Here is a 20,004-nt window from a genome sequence, read left to right on the forward strand (position 1 = left end):
ATTTCAGCCAATCTTCATTCGGACGATGTGGGCGAGCCTGGACAGGCTCATGACCGTCAGCACGATCGCGATGGAGGGAAAGAACACCAATCCCGGTGCCGAGTTGATGTAGTTGCGTCCCTCGGAGATCAGCAATCCCCATTCGGGCTCCGGGGGCTGAGCGCCGTAGCCCAGGAAGCTCAGTGACGCGATGGCGAGGATGGCGGTGCCGAACTGCAGCGCCGCCAGCGACAGCACTGCCGAGTAGGAGTTGGGCAGGACATGGCGGAACAACAACGCCAGGTGCCCGGCCCCGAGGTGTTCGCTCGCCTCGACGAACGGCAGGTTTCGGATCTCGAGCACCTCGGACCGGGCAAGCCGCGCGAACACCGCGATCGAGGAGACGCCGACGGCGATAGCGGCGTTCACCGTGCCGAACCCGAGCGCGACGATGATGGTGATCGACAGCAGCAGCGTGGGAATCGACAACAGGACGTCGACGATGCGGCTGATGACGCTGTCGGTGGCGCGGCCGAAGTACGCGGCCAGCAGGCCGAGGATCGTTCCGACCACCAAGCCGATCACGACGGCGATGAAGGAACCTGCAATGGTCGCCCCGGTACCCGCGACGACACGGCTCAGCAGGTCTCGGCCGATGTAGTCGGTGCCGAACGGGTGGGCCAGGCTCGGACCCGCGAGCGGCAGTTCCGGATTCTCCTGCAGTGGGTCGTATGGGGCGATAGCGCCCGGGGCGACGATCATCGCGGCGACAAGCACCAGGAAGAGCAGGGGCACGAGGTCGGCGATCCCGACGTCGATGCGCCTGATTCGGGGGATCCGAATTGCGGGGAGTGCCTCGGTGAGTGTCATGCGGCGGCCAACCCTGCCGCGCGCGGAATCGACCGCTCGATACGGGGATCGATCAGCGGATAGAGCAGATCCACAATGAGATTGACGACGACGAACGTCACCGACACCGTGATGACCACGGCTTGGATGATCGGTGTGTCCTGGTTTCGCACTGCGGTTTCGGTGAGGTATCCGATACCCGTGCGGTTGAAGATGGTTTCGGTGATGACCGAGCCGGCCAACAGTTCACCGACAGTGATAGCCACGATGGTCACGGTGGGAATAGATCCGTTCTTGAGAAGGTGTCCGAAGACGATGCGGTCGTTGCCAAGGCCTTTGGCCCGCAGTACCTCGACGTAGGGTTGGCCGGCTGCATTGCTGAGCCCCTGAATCAAGACCTGGGCGATGGGAGCGGCCACGGGTAACGCCAATGGGAGCGCCGCGAGCACCGTCGACGCGAGGCCCTCGTCGCGCACGGCCGAGACCCAACCGAGGCTGAACGAGAAGACCTGCAGGGCAACGAGTCCGGTGACGAACACCGGAATGGACAAAAACGCCGGCGGCAGCGCGCGGGCTGCTTCGCGAACCGGTGGCCAGGGTGCGAACACGGCGGCGAGGGCGATCGCGAAGCCGAGCAGCGCAGCGAGGACGAAAGCCACACCGGCAAGTGCCAACGTCGACGGCAGCGCATGGGCCATCAACCGCGACACGGACTGCCCGCTGTTGAGCGAGTAGCCGAGATCGCCGGTGAACAAGCGTTGCACCGACACCCCGAACTGCACGATCGCCGGGTCGCTGAGCCGATAGTAGTCACGCAAAACCTGTGCGTCCTGGTCGGAGATGGGGTTCTCCGGATTCGATATCTGCTGCTCGATAGGATCGCCCGGCAGCACGTTGAGGACGAAAAACACTGCCGTATACGCCAGTACGATCACGATGACGGACTGGGCGATGCGCCGCAGCGTGAAGGTCAACACCTCGGGAAAGCTATTGCCGCGATCGCCCGCCGGCAAGGATTCATACCTTTAGGAACTTTAAGCCGACGCTTCAGCTGAGCTTAACTGTCGTGCGGCAATTCAATTTTCGTTGATCGCAACGGTTGTTCAGGCCGGCTGGGTCAGTAGCGTATGCGCCATGGCTGTCTCACTGTCGGTCGGAGTCGAGGTCACCGGGGACGGGCTCGATGACCCAGGCAGCGACACCACGACACGCGGTATCGCCGCACTGGCCCGACGACTGGAATCCGCGGGGGTGTCCTACTGGGTGATCGGCGCGCAACGTGGTGAGGCGCCCGACGCCGCCTCGGTGAGCCTCGACCCGTCGCTTGTCGCCACGGTGGCAGCACGCCACAGCGCCACGCTCGGACTCGTCGTCGCGGCCGCGGGACATCGCGACCACCCGTACAACCTCGCCCGGCGGTTGGTCTCGGTCGACCACGCAGCGCAGGGCAGGGTCGGCTGGTTGGCGCTCGACTTCGACCACACCATCGCACTCAACGCGGCCACCGACACCTGGACGGACGCCCGACTCGATCGACACCACACCGCAGATGTGGTGTCGGCCGTGCGAACCCTCTGGCGCACATGGCCATTGGATTCGGTCGTGGGGGACCGGGCGAGCGGTGTCTTCACCGACGTGACGAGGATTCGGCGCGCAGATGTGCGACGCGGATATGACATCGCCGGGCCACTCAACGTCCCCGGTTCGGTACAGGGCGACCTGCCGGTGTGGCGGCAAGCGCACGCCGGTGAGGCCGCCGAGGGCGCGGATCTGCTCGTGGTGGAAGACGGTGAGCCCATCCCGCGCGACCGCGCCACAGTGGTCCGGCTGCGAACGGGCGATGGCATCGATGCGGCACTCGAGCGGCTCGCACGGTCGGCGGTAGCAGCCGGCGCGATACTGCGTCTGACACCCGACGAACTGCCCCACGTTCTCGATCGCGTGCTGCCCGATGCGCGGGCGCGGGGGATCGTCGGCCGGGCCGGTGCGGGCACGCTGCGCGAGCTGCTGAGATTGCCCTTGCCGGCGGCCCCGGATCTCAGCGGCCACCCCACCGTATTCGCCACCGTTCCCACTCCGGGAGGACGCCTGTGACTCGCATCGACCGTGAGCTGATCCTGAACGTCAACGTGCTCAACGTCGGTATCCACACCGGCTCGTGGCAGCGCAGCAGCGAAGCGGCGACCGCGTTCGCCGACCCGGGCTACTACGTGCGGATGGCACGTATCGCCGAACGGGGACGGCTCGATGCGCTATTCCTCGCCGACGGCCCAGCTCTGCGGGAACACCCGGCGCTGCGTCCGTCGCAAGCGTTGGAGCCCAGTGTGATTCTGGCTTCGGTAGCAGCCGAGACCGAACACCTGGGTCTCATCGGGACGCTGTCTTCGACGTTCAACGACCCGGTCGAGTTGGCCCACCGGCTGCTGGCGCTCGATGACCTGTCCGGCGGGCGTCTGGCGTGGAACATCGTCACCACGTATTCGTTGCCCGCCGGGGGAAACTTCGGGCTCGCCGACTATCCGGACCGGCCGACGCGGTACCGGCGGGCCGCGGAGTTCGTGGACGTGGTGCGCGCGCTGTGGCGAGATGCCGCCGATCCGAGTGGACGCGGTATCGATCACCACGGCGAGTTCTTCACCGTCGTCGGGTCGTTGCCGCAGGGGCCGTCACCACAGGGTTACCCGCTGCTGGTGCAGGCGGGCGGGTCACCGCAGGGCCGCGAACTGGCCGGCCGGGTAGCCGATGCGGTGTTCAGCGCTGAACTCGACCTGGGCGCAGGCATCGACCATTACCGGTACGTGAAGGACGTCGCCGTCGCGCACGGCCGCCGGCGCGGCGACGTCAAGATCCTGCCGGGACTCATCACCACGATCGGCAGTGACCGGGCCGAGGCCGAACGCCGCTACGACGAACAGAACGCGCTTCTACCGGTCGGCCATGATCTGGAGCGGCTTTCGCAGGTGCTCGGCGAAGACCTCTCGGCACATCCGCTCGACGAACCGGTTCCGGCCCGCCTGCTCGGTGAGGTCTCCGATCCGGCGAAATTCGGTGCCTCATTGGGATTCCGGGAATCGGTGGTACGGCTGATCGAGAGTCGCAACCTCACCCTGCGCGAAGCGGTCCGGGAGTTCAGCGGAGCCGGGCACCGGGTGATCGTCGGGTCACCAGTCGACGTCGCGGACACCATCGAACGATGGTTTCTGGCAGGTGCGGCCGACGGCTTCAACCTTATGCCCGATGTCTTTCCCGACGGTCTGGAGATATTCGTCGACGAAGTGGTCCCGCTACTGCAACAGCGCGGGGTGTTTCGCACCGAGTACACGGAATCGACTCTGCGGGAACGGTTCACTGGGCACGTCTCTCCGATCGGCGTGCCAACCTTGGTGACAACGCGCTTCGCGTAGTCGTCCGGCGCGGCCGGCGCTTTGGCTTGCGCAGCCCACGCCGTAAGTTGGTGCCCATGGACACGCCTGTCGCCGTCGTCACCGGAGCGAGCCGCGGGGCGGGTCGCGGGATCGCCGCGGCCCTTGTCGCCCGAGGCTGGCGGGTTTATGGCACGGGCCGCACGGTGACCGATGCCGGTGGGGTGGTGCCGATGCAGGTCGACCACGCCGACGACGAAGCGGTCGGTGCGATGTTCGATCGTGTCGCCGCCGAATCGGGCCGGCTGGACCTGTTGGTCAACAACGCCGCCGTGATCAGCGACGACCTTGTCGATCCGAAACCCTTCTGGCAGAAGCCGATCAAGCTTGCCGACGTGCTCAATGTCGGGCTGCGCTCGGCGTACGTCGCGTCGTGGTATGCCGCGCCGCTGCTGATCGCCAACGACAAAGGGCTGATCGTGTTCACGTCGTCGCCCGGTTCGGTGTGCTACATGCACGGGCCGGCGTACGGCGCCCAGAAGGCCGGTGTGGACAAGCTGGCGGCCGACATGGCCGTCGACTTCCGCGGCACCGGGGTGTCCACGGTGTCGATCTGGATGGGCATCCTGCTGACCGAGAAACTGCGGGCCGCGTTCGCCGGCCATCCCGACGCGCTCGCCAAGACCGCAGCGCACGCCGAAACCCCGGAATTCACTGGCCATCTGATCGATGCGCTCTACCGCGACGCTGAGGTGTCCGCCCTGTCCGGGCATACGGTCATCGGCGCCGAACTCGCGCAGCGCTACGGCCTCACGGACGAGGGTGGGCGCGTGCCGCCGTCGCATCGCGACATGCTCGGCGCCCCGCGCGAACCCAGCTCCGTCGTGGTGAGGTGAGCGCCCGTGGCCCAGCGTGATCGCGACGAATCGGGGCGTCCCCGCAGCGCGCGTCCGCGCGACGCCCTCGGCCGGCCGCTTCCACCCGGAAGCGAGGGTGTTCCCCGTATCCCGGACGATCTGGAATTGGAGCCGGCCGATACGCTCGCGTACGCGCAGGACCTGCTGAACCGGGGCTTGGCGTTCAACGCGCACGAGGTACTCGAGGCGGCCTGGAAGAACGGTCCCGACGACGAGCGAGCGCTGTGGCAGGGGTTGGCCCAACTCATGGTCGGCGTCACGCACGTTCAGCGCGGCAATGTCAACGGGGCGATCGCACTGCTGCAGCGCGCGGCTGATCGTCTTGCGCGCACGGGTCTCCCCGCGCCGCACTCTATCGACGCGACGGGTTTGATCGCCTACGCCCGCGCACTCGTCGACGATCTCCGGGCCGGCATCCCGATCGCGCCGACCCGCCTGCGGCCGCCGCTGACCGTCGACTAACTCCGCCGAAAACCGGTGCGGCTGCGGTATGCCATACGTTTCCGCCTCCGATGCCGCCGCCCTGCGATAGTTCGACAGGCTAGCCAATTTCGGTCCCGGTGTGGGCCGGTCTGGGGAATCCGGCGATTACGTGCGGAGTAATCGAACATCGGCGCCCGGCCCGGGCATACTGACGCCGTGGCCGACAGTGATGCCAAGCCCCCGATTCTGTTCCTTCACGGTGTTTTCGGCAGGCCCGCGCTGCTGGCGCCGTGGACCCGGTTCTTCGAAGCGGCCGGATACGAATGTCATACGCCGACGCTGCCGGGGCGTGATCCCAGTGACGACGCCGTGCTGACCCGCACCGGTATCCAGGACTGCTACGAGGTGGCGCTGGCAGCGTATGACGAGTTGTCCGAGCCGCCGGTGGTGATGGGCCACAGCATGGGCGGGCTCCTGACCCAGAAGATCGCCGCGGCGCGCACCCCGCGTGCCGCGGTACTGCTGGCATCCATCCCGCCCGGCACGTTGTGGCCGCAACTGCGCCCCCTGCCGCACCTGTTCCCTCTGATGCCGAAGATCCTGGCCGGAAAGCCGTTTCTCCCGTCACCGAGGACCATGCGCGAAGTGCCCTTGAGCACGCTGCCTGCCGCCGAACAGGACGAGTTGATCCCGCAGCTCGTACGTGACTCCGGGCGCGTGTTCCGCGAGATGTCGATGGGCGCGCCGGTGACCAAGGTCGACGCGAGCGCGGTCACCTGCCCGGTGCTGTGCGTCAGTGCGGGATCGGATCGCAATGTGGCCCAGTGGATTTCGCGTCGTATAGCCGCCCGTTACGGGGCTGAGCACCAGATCCATCCCGACAAGCCGCACTGGATCATCGCGCAGTCCGCGCTCGACGAGGTGGCGCCACCCGTGTTGGCGTGGCTGCAACGGACCCTGCGGGTGGCCGCATGAGTGTTCGCGGTGCCCGACGCGGTCTGGTCACGCGCAGTGCGGTGGGCCCGAGCGCGGCGGAGGCGTTCGTCCTGATCGCGATCGCCACCATCCTGATCACGCGGCTCTACCTGGAACTGACCGGCTATCCGCAGATCGGCGGCGGCAACCTGCACATCGCCCACGCGTTGTGGGGCGGTGCGTTGATGATGGTGGCCCTGCTGATCGGGTGGATGATGCTGGGATTCGGCGCCCGCATCGTATGTGTTGTATTGGGCGGCATCGGGTTTGGCCTGTTTCTCGACGAAGTGGGCAAGTTCGTCACCAAGGACAACGACTACTTCTACGGCCCGGCCGCGGAAATCATGTACATCCTCGTGATCCTGATTCTCGTCGGCGCGCGCGTGTTGCGCGGATTCCGGCCGCTCACCGCGCGGGAATGCCTGGCGTCGGCGGCCTCGATCGCCGCCGACGGGGTCGCGCGCGGACTGGCCGATCACCGTCGGGAGATCGGGTTGACGCTCGTCGAGCAAGCGCTGGCGCGCGGCGCCACCGCGGCCGAGGCCGAACACATCCGCGCGCTACTGATCGCGGCCGATCACGCACCCGACCGCCTGTACCGGTTGCAGCGCCGGCTGCCGCAGCTCGTGCCCGGCTTCTTCCGCAGCCCGCGCTGGGTGCCGGTGGTGGGCTGGCTGATGGTGGCCGGTGCCGTCGCGGGCGTGTTGTTCGGCGCGCTCGGCCTCGTCGTCGGCGACTACTTCTACGACGACCACGACATCACCTTCCGGCTCGCCGGTGCGAGCCCCGCGTCCATCATCCTGTTCGTCACCGCGGTGCTGACCGCGATCCTGGCCGTGCCCGCGATGATCGCGCTGCCCCGCACCGACGCCATTTGGCCTTTGCGCTGGCTGCGCAACGCAGCGCTCACGTTCACTTTTCTCAACGCGCTCGTCGACTTTGCGACGGAAGGCTTTGGCGCCCTGCTCAACATGTCGATCGGGCTGTTCACGCTGGCGATCCTGTCCTACCAGCTGGACCGCGCCGTCGTTGCTCGCGCGCCACGCGAGCCGGTCGCTGCGCCTTGACCGCCATTGTCACGTTGGAGTGGCGGTCGGCCTCGAATGCCACTCCAACGTGACAATGAGGCCCGGTTCAAGCGTGCGGGGCTGCGGTCGACGCCGCTGACAAGCGGGCTACGGTATGGATATGACCGGCCACGGACTCCTCGTGGGCCGCTACGAACTGCGCCGCGTCTTGGGCTACGGCGGAATGGCCGAAGTCTGGGACGGCTGGGACCATCGACTGGACCGCGCCGTCGCCGTCAAGATGATGCATCGAGCGGTTGCCGCGCAACCCGACACCCGGCGACGTTTCGAAAGTGAAGCTCGTGCGGCCGCGAGGTTGTCGCACCCGAACATCGTGGCAGTGCACGACTTCGGCGAACAGGACGGAACACCGTTCATCGTGATGGAGCGGTTGCCGGGCCAAACGCTCGCTGACGTCATCGCCCAGGGACCGCTTTCGCCGCAGCGCGCGGGGGCGGTACTGGCCGACGTGTTATCTGCACTCGCGGCCGCCCACGGCGCCGGGGTGCTGCACCGGGACATCAAGCCGGGAAACATCTTGATCGCTGCCAACGGAAGTATGAAGGTCGCCGACTTCGGCATCGCAAAGACGGCCGGGGACGTTCAGACGATGGCGGGCCAGGTGGTCGGAACGATGGCTTATATGAGTCCCGAGCGCATCACCGGCGCACCGGCGTCGGTGAGCGACGACCTGTACGCCGTCGGCGTGATGGGCTACGAGGCGCTGGTTGGATTCCGAGCGTTCCCGCAGGACACGCCCGGTGCCGTGGTGCGCGCGATCATGGACAACCCGCCGCCACCGTTGAGCGTCGTTCGCCCCGACGTCGACCCCGCCCTGGCCGGGACGATCGATCGAGCCATGGCCCGCGACCCCCGGCATCGGTTCGGCAGCGCCGAGGACATGCGCTCGGCACTTGCCGGCAATCCCGTGGCGGCGTTCGCCGGCCCGGCGATCGCCGGCGGCCCACCTCGCCCGGCCACCAAGGTCTTCACCCAAGCTCCGATGGCTCCGGCCGCCACCTACTTCGTGCCTGCGGCGCCGAAGCGCAGAATTCCGGCCCGGACACGCAAGATTCTCGCCGCCGCGGCGATCATCGCCGCCTTCACGGTGTCGGTGCTCGCCGTCGCGATGGACTCGTCGTCCACCCAGGCGCCTGACCCCGTCAGCACCAGCACCTCGGTGCCGACTCCGAGCAGCGCGCCACCTGCGCCTCCGCCTCCGGCACCTGTTGTCGATCACCCCCGAAATGAGGGCAACGGCAAGGGCGAGGGCAACAAAGACCACAGGAAGAATCCTGGCCATGGCGGCGGAAACGGCAAGGGCGACAAGGAGAAGCGCGAATAGCGTTTGTCCCGTCATTGTCACGCTGGAGTGGCGCTCGGGCTCGGTAGTCACTCTGGTGTGACAATCGTTAGCGCGCATGGGTTTCCCGCTCGTCATTGTCACGCTGGAGTGGCGTGCGGGGTTGGCGGTCACTCTGGTGTGACAGTCGCGGGCGCGCACGGGTTTCTGCCCACCATTGTCACGCTGGAGTGGCGTGCGGGGTTGGCGGTCACTCTGGTGTGACAGTCGCGGGCGCGCACGGATTCCCGCCCACCATTGTCACGCTAGAGTGACGCCCGGCTTCGGCAATCACTCTGGCGTGACAATCATTGGGGCACGCGGAAGCCACAGCCCACTCAGTCGCGCACGCTGACCCGGCCGACTCCCCAGATGTCGTCGCAGTACTCGGTGATGGCCCGGTCCGACGAGAATTTGCCGCTGCGCGCCGAGTTCAGGATCGACATTCGCGTCCAGGCGTCGGTATCGCGCCACACCGCCGAAACCCGGTCCTGGCAGGCGACGTACTCGGCGTAGTCGGCCAACACGAGGAACGGGTCGGAGTTGCGCAGTGAGTCCACGATCGGGCGCAACACCTCGGTGTCCCCGCCGGAGAACTGGCCGAGTTCGATGAGCCCCAGGACGGCCGCCAACTCGTCGTTGGTGGTGATGTAGTCGGCGGGACGGTAGCCCTGTGCCTTGACTCGTGTGACGTCGGCTTCGGTCAGGCCGAACAGGAAGAAGTTCTCGGCACCGACCTCGTCGCGCATCTCGACGTTGGCGCCGTCAAGCGTGCCGATCGTCAACGCGCCGTTGAGCATGAACTTCATGTTCCCGGTGCCCGACGCCTCCTTGCCCGCGGTCGAGATCTGCTCGGACAGATCGGCGGCGGGGTAGATCAGCTGGGCGTTCTGCACGTTGAAATTGGGCACGAACGCGACCTTGATGAACTGGTTGACGGCCGGGTCGGTGTTGACCGTGTCGGCAACGGCGTTGATCAGCTTGATGATTCGTTTGGCCAGGAAGTAGCCGGGGGCCGCCTTGCCGCCGAAGATGAAGGCGCGCGGGCTGATGGCCAGGCCGGGGTTCTGCTTGAGCCGGTGATACAGCGTGATGATGTGCAGGACGTTGAGGTGTTGGCGCTTGTATTCGTGGATGCGCTTGACCTGAATGTCGAACAGCCAGTCGGGGTTCAGTTCCACGCCGGTGGTGGCGTGCACGTAGTCGGCCAGCCGAGCCTTGTTGGCGCGCTTCACCGCACGCCAGCGCGCCCGGAACGTCGCGTCGTCGGCGTACGCCTCCAGTCCCCGCAGCTTGGTCAGATCGGTCAGCCAACCCTGGCCCACGGTCTCGTCGAGCAGGTCGCGCAGCCCCGGATTGGACAGCGCCAGGAACCGGCGCGGTGTCACGCCGTTGGTCTTGTTCGAGAACCGCTCCGGCCACAGCTCGTAGAAGTCTTTCAGCACACTGGCTTTCAACAATTCGGAGTGCAGTGCCGCGACGCCGTTGATGGCGTGGCTGCCGACGGTGGCGAGGTGGGCCATCCGCACGCTCTTGCCGTTGTCCTCACCGATCAGCGACATGCGTCGCACTCGGTCCTCGTCGCCGGGGAACGCGGCCCGCACCTCGTCGAGGAAGCGCCGGTTGATCTCGTAGATGATCTCGAGGTGGCGGGGCAGGGACTCGCCGAACATCGCCAGCGGCCAGGTTTCCAGGGCTTCCGGTAGCAGCGTGTGGTTGGTGTAGCCGAAGGATGCGACGGTGATGGCCCACGCCTCGTCCCAGCCGAGGCCGCGCTCGTCGACGAGCAGCCGCATCAGCTCGGCCACGCCGATCGACGGATGAGTGTCGTTGAGCTGCAAGGCGAACCGATCGGGCAGCTCGTGCACGGAGACGTCGGCCAAATCATCGAGGATGTGCAGGACATGTTGCAGCGAGCAGGACACGAAGAAGTACTGCTGGAGGAGACGCAGCCGCTTGCCTGCCTCGGGCTCGTCGTTGGGGTAGAGCACCTTGGTGACGGTCTCGGAGTTGACCTCGTCTTCGACGGCCCGGTAGTAATCGCCGGTGTTGAAGGCGTCGAGGGCGAACGACTTGACGGCCCGAGCGCTCCACAGCGTCAGCACGTTGCACGTCTTGACGCCGTAGCCCTGGATCGGGGTGTCGTAGGCGACGCCTTTGAGCACCCGTCCCGGCACCCACCGGACGCGGTCGTGACCGGCGTCGTCGACGTAATGCTCGGCGTAGCCGCCCCAGTAGACGAGGTAGCTGACGTCGGGTTTGGCGATCTCCCAAGGGTTTCCGGCGTCGAGCCAGTTGTCGGTCTTCTCGACCTGCCAGCCGTCGTGGATCTCCTGGTCGAAGATGCCGAACTCGTAGCGGATGCCGTAGCCGATCGCCGGGCGCTCAAGCGTGGCAAGGGAATCGAGGTAGCAGGCGGCCAGTCGCCCCAGACCGCCGTTGCCCAGTCCCGGTTCCTCTTCGCACGCGAGCACCTCGTCGAGGTCCTGGCCGAGTTCGGCCAGGGCGGCGCGCGCGGCCGATTCGATCTGCAGGTTGAGCAGGTTGGCGCCGAGCTGCGGACCCATCAGGAACTCGGCGGACAGGTAGCAGGTCACCTTGCGGCCGAGATCGAGTGACGTCTGGGTGGATACGACGCGGTTGTCCTGCATGCGGTCGCGTACGGCGAGCGCGAGTGCCCGGTAGTAGTGCTCGGGCCGCAACGCGGCGGCCGGGCGGCCGATCGAGTAGCGCAGATGGTCGACGATGCCGCGGCGTAACGCGTCAGCCGACAGGCCGGTGCGGCTGTGTTCGTGAACGGGTGCGGAAGGAACGACATCGGTCATGACGCGCAGCTTGGCAGTGCCGAGTGCACGCCAGGCGGGAGATGGGCGTCAGACAGGTGAACGCCGTTAGACCGCCGTCAGATATCTGCCGGTGACGACGCGTTGCGCGAGCCGGGTGACCGGCCCACCAAGCTTGCTCCACCACGTCGCAGGCCGTGAGAACGCCGCGATCTCGGCATAAACCGTGTCGGTCGCGGGGTCGTAACGCACCGAGAACAGTTCTTCACCGGATTCCGGATGGCCTGGCAACGTGCCGTACGCGAAGCCGCGGCGGTCGGGCTCAGGACCTGATTCGGAGAGTACGTAGACCACCCGGCACGGCGCCGGGATCGGCCCGAGCCGCACCAGCAGTTCGGTGCCCACCTCCGCCACGTCGCTGGTGGTCTGCACGCCGAGTCCGGCTCCGCGCTGCATACCCCAGCGCAGCACCGAGTCGCCGGCGCGCTCGAACCGCTCCCGGCCGGATCCGATCACCGCCGAGGCACGAGCGTGGTGGTAACCGTCGGGCATCACACCGGCGGTGGCCCCCACTTCGGGATAGGTCAACGCCAGCCCGGCGAGGTCGCTCAGTTTCACACCCACCACCATGGCACTTCGCGCGTGGTCGGCGACAGGCAATACGGTGGCGGTGTGGCCTCCGACTCCGACCTCGCCGGCAACCATCCTGGCGGCGGCTTCAACCCGCCCGAGCCGACCGATCGTGGCGGACCCGATTACGGCCGGTTCGTGGAGGCCGTGCGGACCCTGCAAGACCATGCCAGGGCAGCCGATGCGCCCGACGATGTGATCACCGAGGCCGCCAACCTGATCGAGAAGGTCTCGGCGTTTCTGGCCCCGTACGATGCCGACGAGTGGAACTCGCCGTCGGGCCGACGCATGGACCTGCCCAACCGCGGCAACGTCAGCTCCGTGCCGGTGCACCTGGACGTGACGGCCGACAACCAAGTCACCGCAACCGCGTTGTTCCGGCGGTTCCACCTCGGCCGCAACGGTGCGGTACACGGCGGCTGGCTGGCCCTGCTGTTCGACTCGCTGCTGGGTTACACCGCTGCCAAACTGACTCGCAGCCCGTATCAACGCACGGGTTATCTGCACGTCAACTACCGCAAGATCGCGCCGATCGAGAAGGAACTGCAGGTGGAGGCTGGTATCGACCGGATCGAGGGTCGCAAGATCTTCGTGACGGGCCGGTTGTGCGACGGCGCTGACGTGCTCACCGAGGCCGAGGCCCTGTTCGTGCGGCTCAAGCCGGGGCAGCCATGAGCGACGCTTGCGAGCGAATCATCAGGAGAGCATGCGGCTGGCGAGCCTGCGAGGCAGTCGCATGAACATCTCGGAGGCCAAGCGCGCGTGGGCGAGCTGGCGTGACCGGCTTCGTGAGCGGCGGATGGTGAACTTCGCCTATCGCATCGTCGTCGGCGTGGTGGGCACGGTCGTGCTGTGTGCCGGCATCATCGCCATTCCGTACCCGGGGCCGGGCTGGGCCATCGTGTTCCTCGGGCTTGCGATTCTGGCCACCGAGTTCCGCTTCGCCCAAGTCGCGCTGCATCACGTCCGGCTCCGCTACGACGCGGTGATGGAGTGGTTCGGCCGGCAGCACATCGCTGTCAAGGCGCTGAGCGCGGCTTTCACCGCACTGGTCGTGGTCGTCAGTTTGTGGGGATTGGGCGCCCTCTATTTCATGGGCGACCTCGTCGGGTTCGAACCGCCGTGGCTCAAGAGCCCGCTGGGCATCGGGTCGTAGCGGTAGTACCTGGCAGAAGTACGTCGATAACCCCCGATAGCATTAGTCGCGATCACCCGATCTTTCGAAGTCCGCGCACCGTACAGGAGAGTTCCGATGACCGCCGTCGCCAGTTCCGCCCCAGCAGCCCCTATCCGGGTGCCTGCCGGGACGACCGCGGGCGCGGCGGTTCGCGAAGCCGGGCTGCCCGGCCGTGGCGCCGCCGACGCCATCGTGGTCGTCCGCGACGCCGAGGGACGGTTGCGCGACCTATCGTGGGCGCCTGACAGCGACGTCGAGGTGACGCCGGTGGCCGCCGACACCGAGGACGGCCGCAGCGTCATCCGGCACTCCGCGGCCCACGTGCTGGCGCAGGCCGTGCAGGAACTGTTCCCGCAGGCCAAACTCGGCATCGGCCCGCCCATCACCGACGGCTTCTATTACGACTTCGACGTCGCCGAGCCGTTCACGCCCGAGGACCTCGACAAGCTCGAGAAGCGCATGCGCCAGATCGTCAAGGACGGTCAGCTGTTCTCGCGGCGCGTCTACGAGTCCAAAGACCAAGCGCGCGAAGAGCTTGCCAACGAGCCGTACAAGCTCGAACTCGTCGACGACAAATCCGGCGACCCCGACGTCATGGAGGTCGGCGGTGACGAGCTGACCGCCTACGACAACCTCAACGCCCGCACCAAGGAACGGGTCTGGGGAGATCTGTGCCGTGGGCCGCACATTCCGACCACCAAGTACATCCCGGCGTTCAAGCTGACCCGCAGTTCGGCGGCGTACTGGCGCGGCAACCAGAACAACGCGAGCCTGCAACGCATCTACGGCACCGCATGGGAGTCGCAGGAGGCCCTCGACCGCCATCTCGAGCTCATCGAGGAGGCGCAGCGTCGCGATCACCGCAAGCTCGGCGTCGAACTCGACCTGTTCAGCTTTCCCGACGAATTGGGTTCGGGCCTACCGGTTTTCCATCCCAAAGGTGGCGTGGTGCGCCGCGAGCTCGAGGACTACTCGCGGCGCAAACACCTTGAGGCGGGCTACGAGTTCGTCAACACCCCGCACATCACCAAGGAGAACCTGTACATCACGTCGGGCCATCTGGAGTGGTACGCCGATGGCATGTTCCCGCCCATGCACATCGACGCCGAGTACGACGCGAACGGCGAGGTGCGCAAGCCGGGCCAGGATTACTACCTCAAGCCGATGAACTGCCCGATGCATCACCTGATCTTCCGCTCGCGGGGGCGGTCGTACCGCGAACTGCCGTTGCGGCTCTTCGAGTTCGGTTCGGTGTACCGCTACGAGAAGTCGGGCGTGATCCACGGCCTGACCCGCGTGCGGGGCATGACGCAGGACGACGCGCACATCTACACCACGCGCGAGCAGATGCGCGACGAGCTGAGCTCGCTGCTGCGCTTCGTGCTGGACCTGCTGAGCGATTACGGCCTCGACGACTACTACCTGGAGCTGTCGACCAAGGACCCGGAGAAGTACGTCGGCTCCGACCAGATCTGGGAGGAGGCCACCGAGACGCTGCGTGAGGTCGCCGAAGCCTCCGGCCTCGATCTGGTGCCGGACCCGGGTGGCGCGGCGTTCTACGGACCGAAGATCTCGGTGCAGGTCAAGGATGCGCTCGGGCGCAGTTGGCAGATGTCGACCATCCAGCTCGACTTCAACATGCCCGACCGGTTCGAGCTGGAGTACACCGCCGCCGATGGCAGCCGGCAGCGCCCGGTGCTGATCCACCGCGCACTGTTCGGGTCGATCGAACGGTTCTTCGGCGTGCTCACCGAGCACTACGCGGGCGCGTTCCCGGCGTGGCTGGCACCGGTCCAGGTCGTCGGGATCCCGGTCGCCGACGCGCACGTGCCCTACCTGGAAGAGGTTGCGGCGCAGTTGAAGTCGCGTGGCGTCCGGGTCGAGGTCGACTCCAGCGACGACCGGATGGCGAAGAAGATCGTCAACCACACCAACCAGAAGATCCCGTTCATGTTGCTCGCCGGCGACAAAGACGTCGAGGCCGGCGCGGTGAGCTTCCGGTTCGGTGACCGCACCCAGATCAACGGCGTGCCGCGCGACGAGGCCGTCGAGGCCATCGTGAACTGGATCGCCGGCCGGGAGAACGCGACGCCCACCGCCGACCTGGTGAAGGTAGGCGCTCCCGAGTGACCGAGGACGAGCGCACGATCGTCGACCGCGGCGTCGGCGACCCCGACCACTTGCAGCGCCTGTGGACCCCGCACCGCATGAGCTACATCGCCGAGGCCCCGATGAAAAAGCGCGGCGAGGGCGGTGGTTCGGCCAGTTCGTCTCAGCCGTTCACCGACATCCCCGAGATGTCCGACGAGGACGGCCTCATGGTGGCGCGCGGTGGGCAGGTGTATGCCGTGCTCAACCTGTATCCGTACAACCCGGGCCATCTGATGGTCGTGCCGTATCGGCGGGTGTCGGAGCTGGAGGATCTGACGGACGCCGAGAGCGCCGAGCTGATGGCGTTCACGCAGAAGGCGATTCGCGTGATCAAGGCGGTGTCGCGCCCGCACGGTTTCAACGTGGGCCTGAACCTGGGGACGTCGGCGGGCGGGTCATTGGCCGAGCATCTGCACATGCACGTGGTGCCGCGATGGGGTGGTGACGCCAACTTCATCACCATCATCGGCGGCTCCAAGGTGATCCCGCAGCTGCTGCGCGAGACCCGTGAGCTGCTCGCGACGGAGTGGGCTCGTCAGCCGTGAGCAATTTCTACCTCATGACCCGCGCGGCCTACGTCAAACTGTCCCGGCCGGTGGCCAAGGCCGCGCTGCGTGCCGGGTTGACGCCCGACATCGTGACGTTGGCGGGCACCGCGGGGACGGTGATCTCGGCGCTCACCCTGTTCCCGATCGGGCAGTTGTGGTGGGGCGCGTTCGCGGTCTGGATCTTCGTGCTCGCCGACATGCTCGACGGTGCGATGGCCCGCGAACGCGGCGGCGGCACCCGCTTCGGGGCGGTGCTCGACGCGACGTGTGACCGCATCGCCGACGGTGCGGTGTTCGCCGGGTTGCTGTGGTGGGCCGCGTTCGGGCTCGACAGTGCGACGCTCGTGGTGGCGACGCTGATCTGCCTCATCACGTCACAGGTGATCTCCTACATCAAGGCACGCGCCGAGGCCAGCGGACTGCGCGGCGACGGCGGCCTCATCGAACGCCCGGAGCGGTTGGTCATCGTCCTCGTAGGCGCCGGGCTCTCCGGGGTTCCGTTCCTACACGTGCCATGGCTTCTGCACGTGGCGATGTGGCTGCTCGCCGTGGCCAGCGTCGTCACCCTGCTGCAGCGGCTGCACACCGTGCGGATCTCACCGGGCGCGATGGATCCGCTGCAACCGGCGTCACCCAACAACGGCGAGAAGCCGGAGACGAGCGAGCCGTGAACACCCCCGGCCGCATGCCGCTCGGCGAGCACGTGACGGACTTGGGCTACGCGGCTGGTTGGCGGCTGGTGCGGGCGCTCCCGGAGCGCATGGCGCGCAACATGTTCGGGGCGGGCGCCCGGTACGCCGCACGCAACGGCGGACCGGCACAGCTCCGGAAGAACCTCGCGCGGGTGACCGGTGTTTCGCCTGCCGAGGTGCCCGACGCGCTGATGCGGGCTTCGTTGGCCTCCTACGCCCGCTACTGGCGGGAGGCGTTCCGGCTGCCGACCATGGATCACCAAGTTCTGGGCAAGCAACTCGATGTGCTCGACATCGAGCTGGTGTGGGCGGCGATCGAAGCCGGCCGCGGTGCAGTGCTTGCCCTGCCGCACAGCGGCAACTGGGACATGGCCGGCGTGTGGCTCGTGCAGAACTACGGCACCTTCACGACCGTCGCCGAACGACTCAAACCCGAATCCCTGTACCACCGGTTCGTCGCTTATCGGGAAAGCCTCGGATTCGAGGTGCTGCCCCTGACCGGTGGCGCGCGGCCGCCGTTCGAGGTGCTCGCCGAGCGGCTGACCGACAACCGCGTGATCTGCCTGATGGCTGAACGCGACCTGACCCGCAACGGCGTGCCGGTCGATTTCTTCGGCGAAGCCACCCGCATGCCCGCCGGCCCGGCCAAACTGGCCATCGAAACCGGTGCCGCGCTGCTGCCGGTGCACTGCTGGTACGAGGGCGACGGGTGGGGGATGCGCGTCTATCCAGAACTCGATACGTCGTCGGGGGACGTCATGGTGGTGACGCAGGCGCTGGCGGACCGCTTCGCCGACAACATCGCCGCCTATCCGGCCGACTGGCACATGATGCAGCCGCAGTGGCTGGCCGATCTGTCCGATGAACGACGCGCCCGGTTAGGCACCTGAGCGATGCGTATCGGGATGGTCTGCCCATATTCGTTCGACGTCCCAGGCGGCGTGCAGTCCCACGTCTTGCAGCTGGCCGAGGTCATGCGCGAGGGCGGGCACTACGTAAGCGTGCTCGCGCCCTCATCGCCCCACGTCAAACTGCCCGACTACGTCGTGTCCGGCGGCAAGGCCGTCCCCATTCCGTACAACGGCTCGGTGGCGCGGCTGCGGTTCGGCCCGGCCACGCATCGCAAGGTCAAGAAGTGGATTGCCGATGGTGCGTTCGATGTGCTGCACCTGCATGAGCCCAATGCCCCGAGCCTGTCGATGCTCGCGCTGCAGGCCGCGGAGGGCCCGATCGTCGCGACCTTTCACACCTCGACCACAAAATCGTTGACGCTCAGCGTATTTCAGGGGATCCTGCGCCCGTACCACGAGAAGATCGTCGGCCGCATCGCGGTGTCCGACCTTGCCCGCAGGTGGCAGATGGAGGCGCTCGGGTCCGACGCGGTGGAAATCCCCAACGGTGTCGACGTCCGATTCTTCGCGGAAGCCCCGCTGCTCGACGGTTATCCCCGGCCCGGTCGCACCGTGCTGTTCCTGGGCCGGTTCGACGAACCCCGCAAGGGGATGGCGGTGCTGCTGGGGGCGCTCCCGAAACTGGTCGAACGGTTCAGCGACGTCGAGATCTTGATCGTGGGCCGCGGCGACGAGGACGAACTGCGCGAGCAGGCCGGTGAGCTCGCCGGGCATCTGCGGTTCCTCGGCCAGGTCGACGATGCCACCAAGGCCGCAGCCATGCGCAGCGCCGACGTCTACTGCGCGCCCAACCTCGGCGGGGAAAGCTTCGGCATCGTGCTCGTCGAGGCGATGGCGGCGAGAACTGCCGTCGTGGCAAGCGAATTGGATGCGTTCCGGCGGGTTCTCGACGACGGTGAGGCCGGCAGGCTCGTGCCGATCGACGATGCCGACAGCCTGGCAGGCGCGCTGATCGAGATCCTCGACGACGACGCGGTGCGCGAGCGCTACATCGCACGGGCGGCCGATTGCGTGCACCGCTACGACTGGTCGGTGGTGGCCGGGCAGATCATGCGGGTCTACGAGACCGTGGCCGGCTCCGGAGTCAAGGTGCAGGTGAGCGACTAGATGTCGGCGTGGATCGTGATCACCGTCCTGGTGGTGCTGCTGATCGTGCTCCTGCTGATCGCCGGCTGGGCCTACCAAACCGCCAACCGCCTGGATCGCTTGCACGTCCGCTACGACCTGTCCTGGCAGGCACTCGACGGCGCCCTCGCCCGCCGCGCGGTCGTGGCACGGGCCGTCGCCACCGATGCCTATGCCGGAGGTCCGGAAGGCAAGCGGCTGGCCGCACTGGCCGATGCCGCCGAACGTGCGCCCCGGCCGGCGCGCGAGGCCGCCGAGAACGAACTGTCCGCGGCGCTGGCCGGAGTCGATCTCGCGGCGTTGCCGGTGGCGCTCGTCGCCGAATTGGCTGACGCCGAGGCGCGGGTACTGCTCGCGCGTCGCTTCCACAACGACGCCGTGCGCGACACCCTGGCACTACGGGAGCGCACCGCGGTACGCATGCTGCGCCTCGGCGGAAGGGCAGCGCTACCAACCTATTTCGAGATCGCCGAGCGTCCAGAGGCGCAGGCGGGCCCGAACCCGGTCAGCCGCCGCACATCCGCGCGCGTGGTGCTGCTCGACGAAACCGGCGCAGTGCTCCTGCTACGCGGCAGCGACCCGGCCCACAACGATCCGCACAACCCGGCGCCGCGGTGGTGGTTCACCGTGGGTGGCGCCGTGCAACAGGGCGAGGACCTGCCGGCCGCAGCGGCCCGCGAACTGTTCGAGGAAACCGGGCTCAAGGTGCAACCGGCTGACCTGATCGGGCCGGTGTGGCGGCGCGACGCGGTCATCGACTTCAACGCATCGGTGATCCGCAGCGAAGAGCTGTTCTTCATCTACCGCACGCACCGGTTCGAGCCGTCCGCGTCGGGCCGCACCGCGCTCGAGCGGCACTACATTCACGGTCACCGCTGGTGCGATGCGACAATGATCGCCGAGTTGGTTGCCGGCGGGGAGACCGTGTATCCGCTTCAACTGGGTGAGCTGCTGGCTTCGGCCAATGAACTGGCCGAGCAGTCGCTGGTGAACGCGCGTGGATCCGCGCTGCAAGCCATCCGGTGATTGCGGATTTAATGGATTTGGCGGCTCCACTACACTGAATCAGTAGA

General features: G+C 67.1%; 19 protein-coding genes. 15 read left to right on the plus strand and 4 right to left on the minus strand.

Annotated features, from left to right (window positions below; translation table 11 throughout):
• Positions 1 to 3: 3 nt before the first annotated feature.
• Together AWC31_RS01450 and AWC31_RS01455 are read right to left on the minus strand one after the other, a co-directional pair.
• Entirely contained in the window at positions 4 to 849 is an 846-nt protein-coding gene (locus tag AWC31_RS01450) for an ABC transporter permease (protein ID WP_085142086.1), read from the minus strand.
• Complete coding sequence (locus AWC31_RS01455) at positions 846 to 1,841, minus strand: ABC transporter permease (protein WP_234816677.1); 996 nt, start codon at positions 1,839 to 1,841, stop codon at positions 846 to 848. Before AWC31_RS01455 ends, AWC31_RS01450 begins: the two co-directional genes overlap by 4 nt.
• Positions 1,842 to 1,962: 121 nt before the next feature.
• On the opposite strand from AWC31_RS01455, the gene AWC31_RS01460 reads away from it, so the two are divergent.
• The 7 genes from AWC31_RS01460 to AWC31_RS01490 all read left to right on the plus strand — a co-directional run bounded on the left by AWC31_RS01460 (position 1,963) and on the right by AWC31_RS01490 (position 8,917).
• Positions 1,963 to 2,922: an LLM class oxidoreductase gene (locus AWC31_RS01460; protein WP_085142088.1), complete on the plus strand. Its 960-nt coding sequence runs from the start codon at positions 1,963 to 1,965 to the stop codon at positions 2,920 to 2,922.
• A 35-nt stretch (positions 2,923 to 2,957) separates the two neighbouring features.
• Positions 2,958 to 4,232, plus strand: coding sequence for an NtaA/DmoA family FMN-dependent monooxygenase (locus AWC31_RS01465; RefSeq protein WP_085142230.1), 1,275 nt, complete (start codon positions 2,958 to 2,960; stop codon positions 4,230 to 4,232).
• A gap of 56 nt (positions 4,233 to 4,288) precedes the next feature.
• Entirely contained in the window at positions 4,289 to 5,086 is a 798-nt protein-coding gene (locus AWC31_RS01470; RefSeq protein ID WP_085142090.1) for an SDR family NAD(P)-dependent oxidoreductase, read from the plus strand.
• Between the two features lie 6 nt (positions 5,087 to 5,092).
• A complete protein-coding gene (locus tag AWC31_RS01475) occupies positions 5,093 to 5,569 on the plus strand; it encodes a DUF309 domain-containing protein (protein ID WP_085142092.1) in 477 nt (158 codons plus the stop codon).
• 177 nt (positions 5,570 to 5,746) lie between these two features.
• Complete coding sequence (locus AWC31_RS01480; RefSeq protein WP_165765878.1) at positions 5,747 to 6,505, plus strand: alpha/beta hydrolase; 759 nt, start codon at positions 5,747 to 5,749, stop codon at positions 6,503 to 6,505.
• Positions 6,502 to 7,572: a hypothetical protein gene (locus AWC31_RS01485; protein WP_085142096.1), complete on the plus strand. Its 1,071-nt coding sequence runs from the start codon at positions 6,502 to 6,504 to the stop codon at positions 7,570 to 7,572. Before AWC31_RS01480 ends, AWC31_RS01485 begins: the two co-directional genes overlap by 4 nt.
• Before the next feature lie 121 nt (positions 7,573 to 7,693).
• Positions 7,694 to 8,917, plus strand: coding sequence for a serine/threonine-protein kinase (locus tag AWC31_RS01490; protein WP_085142098.1), 1,224 nt, complete (start codon positions 7,694 to 7,696; stop codon positions 8,915 to 8,917).
• A 335-nt stretch (positions 8,918 to 9,252) separates the two neighbouring features.
• On the opposite strand, the gene AWC31_RS01495 is transcribed toward AWC31_RS01490, so the two are convergent.
• Positions 9,253 to 11,739 (minus strand): glycogen/starch/alpha-glucan phosphorylase, encoded by a 2,487-nt coding sequence (locus AWC31_RS01495; RefSeq protein ID WP_085142100.1) that lies wholly within the window; start codon positions 11,737 to 11,739, stop codon positions 9,253 to 9,255.
• A gap of 66 nt (positions 11,740 to 11,805) precedes the next feature.
• Positions 11,806 to 12,315 carry a DUF1990 domain-containing protein gene (locus AWC31_RS01500; protein ID WP_085142231.1) on the minus strand — a complete coding sequence of 170 codons (510 nt, stop codon included), beginning with the start codon at positions 12,313 to 12,315 and terminating at the stop codon, positions 11,806 to 11,808.
• A 54-nt stretch (positions 12,316 to 12,369) separates the two neighbouring features.
• Between AWC31_RS01500 and AWC31_RS01505 the strand changes: the two genes are divergently transcribed.
• From AWC31_RS01505 to AWC31_RS01540, 8 genes are all read left to right on the plus strand, one after another.
• The gene (locus AWC31_RS01505; RefSeq protein ID WP_085142233.1) at positions 12,370 to 13,002 is read left to right on the plus strand and encodes a PaaI family thioesterase; all 633 of its coding nucleotides are present in this window, start codon (positions 12,370 to 12,372) and stop codon (positions 13,000 to 13,002) included.
• A 61-nt stretch (positions 13,003 to 13,063) separates the two neighbouring features.
• The gene (locus tag AWC31_RS01510) at positions 13,064 to 13,483 is read left to right on the plus strand and encodes a TIGR02611 family protein (protein ID WP_067859938.1); all 420 of its coding nucleotides are present in this window, start codon (positions 13,064 to 13,066) and stop codon (positions 13,481 to 13,483) included.
• A 96-nt stretch (positions 13,484 to 13,579) separates the two neighbouring features.
• The gene (gene thrS, locus AWC31_RS01515) at positions 13,580 to 15,634 is read left to right on the plus strand and encodes a threonine--tRNA ligase (RefSeq protein ID WP_085142102.1); all 2,055 of its coding nucleotides are present in this window, start codon (positions 13,580 to 13,582) and stop codon (positions 15,632 to 15,634) included.
• The gene (locus AWC31_RS01520) at positions 15,568 to 16,200 is read left to right on the plus strand and encodes an ATP adenylyltransferase (RefSeq protein ID WP_275083103.1); all 633 of its coding nucleotides are present in this window, start codon (positions 15,568 to 15,570) and stop codon (positions 16,198 to 16,200) included. The genes thrS and AWC31_RS01520 overlap by 67 nt, the downstream gene beginning before the upstream one ends.
• A complete protein-coding gene (pgsA, locus tag AWC31_RS01525) occupies positions 16,197 to 16,874 on the plus strand; it encodes a phosphatidylinositol phosphate synthase (protein ID WP_085142235.1) in 678 nt (225 codons plus the stop codon). Before AWC31_RS01520 ends, pgsA begins: the two co-directional genes overlap by 4 nt.
• 14 nt (positions 16,875 to 16,888) lie before the next feature.
• The gene (locus tag AWC31_RS01530) at positions 16,889 to 17,785 is read left to right on the plus strand and encodes a phosphatidylinositol mannoside acyltransferase (RefSeq protein WP_067859941.1); all 897 of its coding nucleotides are present in this window, start codon (positions 16,889 to 16,891) and stop codon (positions 17,783 to 17,785) included.
• A 3-nt stretch (positions 17,786 to 17,788) separates the two neighbouring features.
• Positions 17,789 to 18,913, plus strand: a complete 1,125-nt coding sequence (locus AWC31_RS01535) for a glycosyltransferase family 4 protein (protein ID WP_085142106.1) — start codon at positions 17,789 to 17,791, stop codon at positions 18,911 to 18,913.
• Positions 18,914 to 19,957 (plus strand): NUDIX hydrolase, encoded by a 1,044-nt coding sequence (locus AWC31_RS01540; RefSeq protein ID WP_085142108.1) that lies wholly within the window; start codon positions 18,914 to 18,916, stop codon positions 19,955 to 19,957. It begins immediately after the preceding gene.
• The last annotated feature ends 47 nt before the right edge of the window (positions 19,958 to 20,004 follow it).

The sequence above is a fragment of the Mycolicibacterium wolinskyi genome (assembly GCF_002101965.1).
Classification (GTDB): Bacteria; Actinomycetota; Actinomycetes; order Mycobacteriales; family Mycobacteriaceae; genus Mycobacterium; species Mycobacterium wolinskyi.

Excerpts from the sequence above, each read along its gene's own strand:
- AWC31_RS01530 (WP_067859941.1), top strand. The coding sequence starts at position 16,889 with ATGCCGCTCGGCGAGCACGTGACGGACTTGGGCTACGCGGCTGGTTGG.
- AWC31_RS01460 (WP_085142088.1), top strand. The coding sequence starts at position 1,963 with ATGGCTGTCTCACTGTCGGTCGGAGTCGAGGTCACCGGGGACGGGCTC.
- AWC31_RS01450 (WP_085142086.1), bottom strand. The coding sequence starts at position 849 with ATGACACTCACCGAGGCACTCCCCGCAATTCGGATCCCCCGAATCAGG.
- AWC31_RS01495 (WP_085142100.1), bottom strand. The coding sequence starts at position 11,739 with ATGACCGATGTCGTTCCTTCCGCACCCGTTCACGAACACAGCCGCACC.
- AWC31_RS01540 (WP_085142108.1), top strand. The coding sequence starts at position 18,914 with ATGTCGGCGTGGATCGTGATCACCGTCCTGGTGGTGCTGCTGATCGTG.
- AWC31_RS01490 (WP_085142098.1), top strand. The coding sequence starts at position 7,694 with ATGACCGGCCACGGACTCCTCGTGGGCCGCTACGAACTGCGCCGCGTC.
- AWC31_RS01510 (WP_067859938.1), top strand. The coding sequence starts at position 13,064 with ATGAACATCTCGGAGGCCAAGCGCGCGTGGGCGAGCTGGCGTGACCGG.
- AWC31_RS01485 (WP_085142096.1), top strand. The coding sequence starts at position 6,502 with ATGAGTGTTCGCGGTGCCCGACGCGGTCTGGTCACGCGCAGTGCGGTG.
- thrS (WP_085142102.1), top strand. The coding sequence starts at position 13,580 with ATGACCGCCGTCGCCAGTTCCGCCCCAGCAGCCCCTATCCGGGTGCCT.
- AWC31_RS01470 (WP_085142090.1), top strand. The coding sequence starts at position 4,289 with ATGGACACGCCTGTCGCCGTCGTCACCGGAGCGAGCCGCGGGGCGGGT.
- AWC31_RS01535 (WP_085142106.1), top strand. The coding sequence starts at position 17,789 with ATGCGTATCGGGATGGTCTGCCCATATTCGTTCGACGTCCCAGGCGGC.